Consider the following 4,230-nt stretch of genomic DNA (forward strand, 5'->3'; position numbering starts at 1 on the left):
AGTATCGGTTTCTTCTTTCTAATGATAGTACTGGTGGCTAATCTGTCGGGCTTTTATCCCGCCTGGCTACTATCCCGTTTCAAACCTATTCAAGCCCTCAAAGGTACTGCGATTACCACTAGTAGCCGAAAATCTTCCCTCCGCCACGGGCTAGTCGTATTCCAGTTTTTTATTTCCCAGGTGTTTATTGTGTGTGTATTAGTAATTGCCCAGCAACTGGATTATCTTAAAAATGCTCCGCTAGGTTTTAATAAGGAGGCAATTCTAACGATAGATTTACGAGACGAGGAAGCTAATAGCCGAGAGCGTTTTGAAGCTGCAATGATTGAAGAGAGTGCAGTTAAAAATTTGACCTTCACTTCGGCTTCGGCTATTTCTCAGTCCATGGCTGCCGGACGTTATTCAGTAGAAGGAAAGCAATCTGAAAAGTTTGCCAGTGTACACTATGCTGACCATCGCTTCTTTGATACTCACGGAATGAGCCTTTTGGCTGGTTCAGTGTTTACCCCTTCTGACTCCGGTAGTGGCTTTGTAGCAAATGAATCTTTCGTTAGAGAGCTAGGTTTAGAGCATCCGGAAGAGGCTCTGGGAAAATACATTTCTGTCCAGAACATAGACTTACCAATTGTAGGAGTAGTCTCTGATTAACATACCCGGGATTTTGGTGCTAAAATCCCTCCACTGCTTATTACCAACCGTAGTGAGAATTACTATAATTTGAGCATGAAAGTGGATATGGAAGAGGCACAAATAGTGATTAATAAACTGGAACAGGTTTGGCAGATAACGTACCCCGAGTACGGCTTTCGTTACGAGTTTCTGGATGATCGGGTAGCTGGATTCTACGCAGATTACGACCGTACTTTCTCACTGGCCCAGATATTTGCGGGTATCGCTATTTTCATCAGTTGCCTAGGATTATACGGTCTAGTCATGTTTATGGCCGAGCGACGGACCAAAGAAGTGGGTATTCGGAAAGTGCTAGGAGCTTCGGTACAACAGATTGTGGCGTTATTCTCCAAAGAGTTTGTTAAGCTGATTTTTGTGGCTTTTGTACTGGCGGCTCCATTGGCTTACTATTTAACGCAGCAGTGGCTTCAAAACTTTGCCTATACCATTGAGGTAGGAGCTTTGACATTTGCAATTAGTTTAGTTGCAATCATCAGCATTGTGTTACTTACCGTCGGCTACCAATCAATCAAAGCTGCAGTAGCTAATCCGGTAGATGCTTTACGAGATGAATAATTGGGCGGTGGGCTTGGAGCGGGGTGCGTGGGGCTAGGAATACTTTCTATACGTACAGAAGGAACGCCCCGCCCCCAGCTTAATGAGAAACATTAGCCGTCAATCATCACTCACTCTTCATCAATTGGGCCATTGTGTTTCAATCCCCTGATTACGAATAAGTTGCTGAAAGTCAGCTAGTAGTTTGTCGCTTTCCCGCACCGCGTGGGGGGTAGTTTTCTTATCCAAAGCAAAAGCAGCTAGCATTCCCACGGCTTCGCCGATGCTCCACTCTACTGGGTGTAGCCGGTAACAGCCATTAGTGATGTGAGTGGTACCAATATTCTTATTGGCCGGAAGTAAATTTTGCATCCGTTGGGGTAGAAATGCACCCAGTGGAATCTGGAACGGTAGGGAAGCAAAATCTATGTAATTATCTCCTCCGCTACTGGGATGCAGGTCAATATGATAATATCCGACACCTACACTGTCGTAAAAATTAGCCGCCGTTTGACCGCTTTTTTCTCCAGCTACCAACAGGCGATTTTCTTTGCCAACATGTTCTTCCAGCACCCGAAATATGGGTTTTATTCGGCGCGATTCTCGCACGTAGGGATACTTAGCTAAACCGTCTTCAGTTCCAAGTATATCACCACGTAGTCGTAATCCAGGCCAGCCTTGTTTACCGTCGGGGCGAGGAGCTTCGGTTTGCAGCCAGTAAAGTAGTGATAAGCTTAATTGCTTGCTTTGCGCTACGTGGCGGTCAAATTCTTCGGGACTTACACCAACTAAATTCCCCAAAAAGTAATCATTTTGAGGCCAATTAATAACAGTACTATCTCCCGGATACGTACCAGCTTTGAAGTTATTGCGATCAATTAGTTTTCGGTAATTCCAGAGGTTGAGTACTTCTCCGGTAGGAGAGCCTTCTGGGTGAAATCCTAACGTTTTAGGTTTTAGTGTAGAAGGGTGGGTGTAGGTTAGGGATAGAAGCTCTCCGGGCCAAGCTGGAGTTAAGTCCGGTATAAAGTTCCGCCAAAAATTATAATCCTTAGGCTTTTCAATCAGGTTCTCGGCTCCTGGTACATAATCCATTGCCAAGCACATGGTGAACGATTGCTGATTGGTAGGGTCGGCTCGTTCAGCCGCATGCAACTCGTTGGTATCCGCTTGGGACTCGGTGCCAGTCACGTATTCAGTGTTAGTCAGGGGAAGCAAATCACCGAGTTCGGTAGCATCGGTAAAGTAGGGGGCAATTAGCACCATTTCTCTTTCTGACTGATTATTCCGCGCTGTTAATGCTTTAACTCGATCGCCCTCAACATCGGCTTGCGTAATTTTATGATTAAGCAGTAGAGTCAATTGGCCGCTGCTTAGGTAGGGGGCGAACATAGCTTCTAAGACAGCTAAGGCTACCCGAGGCTCGTGACAAAGCCGGGAAACAGCACCATTCCCCGGATTAAAGTACTGCTGTTGTCGAGCCGCTTCGGTAACCGGATAATGCTGAAAGTAGTACTGCCGAACGGCATTGCGAAAATCGCGATAGAGCTGAGTAGCTCCGTGGGTTTCAATCCACTGATGTTCATCTGGGGGAACTCCTTGTTGGGTAATTTGCCCGCCGAGCCAATTAGTTTCTTCAGTCATCACTACGCGCAATCCGTTGCGTAGCCCAGCTAGTGCCGCGGCGCATCCACCCAATCCGCCCCCGGCTACTACTAAGTCAGCAGCATACTCAGTCTGGGTGTTGTTGTCAATTGAAAGACTGTTTTTGTAAGAATAATGACTGGTGATAGGGAGTACAGCTAATGAACTTCCTCCAACACTTATATTTTTAATAAATTTTCTACGTTTCATAAAATAGTTAACATAAGGCAATGAAATTAAGATTAATCGCTTTCAAATCTATATGATCAGATAGAAAATCCGTTCTAGCACTATGGTAGACAAAAGTGGGTACACAAACTATGCAGAGGTTTTCAGTTGTAAAGCCCCTAATTATCCGTTATCTTTAAAATACGATAGGCGTATATTATGGGGGAAGTAGCACAATTTTTTTATTGGATTAGTCGAACATTGGTACTTCTTGTACTGATAGTCTTGCCCCAATGGCTATCAGCTCAAGATCAAGTATTTATTCAAGGACAGGTAGTGGACTCCGATAGCTTGGCTCCGATACCGTATGTGCATATTCGTGGTCAGGGGGGTAAAACTGGCACTGCTACTGACGCTGAAGGATTTTTCGGGGTGAACGTACTCCGCCAAGATACTATTATGTTTAGTAGTGTAGGCTATAAACCCTATTTTCTAGTTCCTGCCGATAGCGCAAGTGAGAGCCTGACGAAACTAACAATTGTCATGGTCCCCCAAGTAAATGAGCTACGGGAGATTACAATAAAGGCTTATGATAATATTGAGCAGTTTATTCGGCGTGAGCCGGTACCGTTCAGCCTAAACCGCCCTAAAGGTGAACCATTATTTGAGCGGAAGGATCCGAAAGAGGTACCAGCGATTAGTGTAGCGGGGGGGATGAACGGGGCGCGGTTAGAGGGCGGCGTTACTGCGCTTGCTAATCTGTTCAATAGCAAGTTTCAGCAAGAAAAAAAGCTGAAAGAAATTATGGCGATGGAGGAGGGTGAAGCTCAGCAGCAGCGAATACGGGATGCTATGACCGAACGATACCAGGAAATGTTAGTGCTCGCTGACGATGATCTGAGTAATGCTGATATTCAACGCTTTACGTTAGAATATATGCCGCCCCCTTCGGTGATGCTTTATCAAGACGATTATACGGTTATGATCGGTATTTTACACAGCCTTGGTAATTTTGAAGATGAGACTGAACGAAAATTAGCAGTTCAGAAACTACTTAAGAACAAAGTCTTTGAAGGGGATATATCAACCATTCGCCAATAAAGATCAATTCCGAAGGGACGATTCTCTTTCAATAAGGCGATGTTCTATCACAATATTGTTCTGTATACTTTCTTCTTCTTGATTGAGTTTACG

The 4,230-nt window shown here is 44.8% G+C and carries 4 protein-coding genes; 3 read left to right on the plus strand and 1 reads right to left on the minus strand.

Annotation, left to right across the window (positions count from 1 at the left end):
* The coding region (locus WBA23_RS25615) for an ABC transporter permease (RefSeq protein ID WP_424585122.1) at positions 1-648 on the plus strand (648 nt) is incomplete at its 5' end.
* 75 nt (positions 649-723) lie between these two features.
* On the plus strand, positions 724-1,245 hold the full coding sequence (locus tag WBA23_RS25620; protein ID WP_424585123.1) for an ABC transporter permease: 522 nt from the start codon (positions 724-726) through the stop codon (positions 1,243-1,245).
* 120 nt (positions 1,246-1,365) lie between these two features.
* On the opposite strand, the gene WBA23_RS25625 is transcribed toward WBA23_RS25620, so the two are convergent.
* A complete protein-coding gene (locus WBA23_RS25625; RefSeq protein ID WP_424585124.1) occupies positions 1,366-3,078 on the minus strand; it encodes an FAD-dependent oxidoreductase in 1,713 nt (570 codons plus the stop codon).
* A 243-nt stretch (positions 3,079-3,321) separates the two neighbouring features.
* Here WBA23_RS25625 and WBA23_RS25630 point away from each other — a divergent pair, with 243 nt between their 5' ends.
* Entirely contained in the window at positions 3,322-4,137 is an 816-nt protein-coding gene (locus WBA23_RS25630) for a carboxypeptidase-like regulatory domain-containing protein (protein WP_424585125.1), read from the plus strand.
* The last annotated feature ends 93 nt before the right edge of the window (positions 4,138-4,230 follow it).

Source organism: Tunicatimonas sp., from assembly GCF_049647865.1.
Classification (GTDB): Bacteria; Bacteroidota; Bacteroidia; order Cytophagales; family Cyclobacteriaceae; genus Tunicatimonas.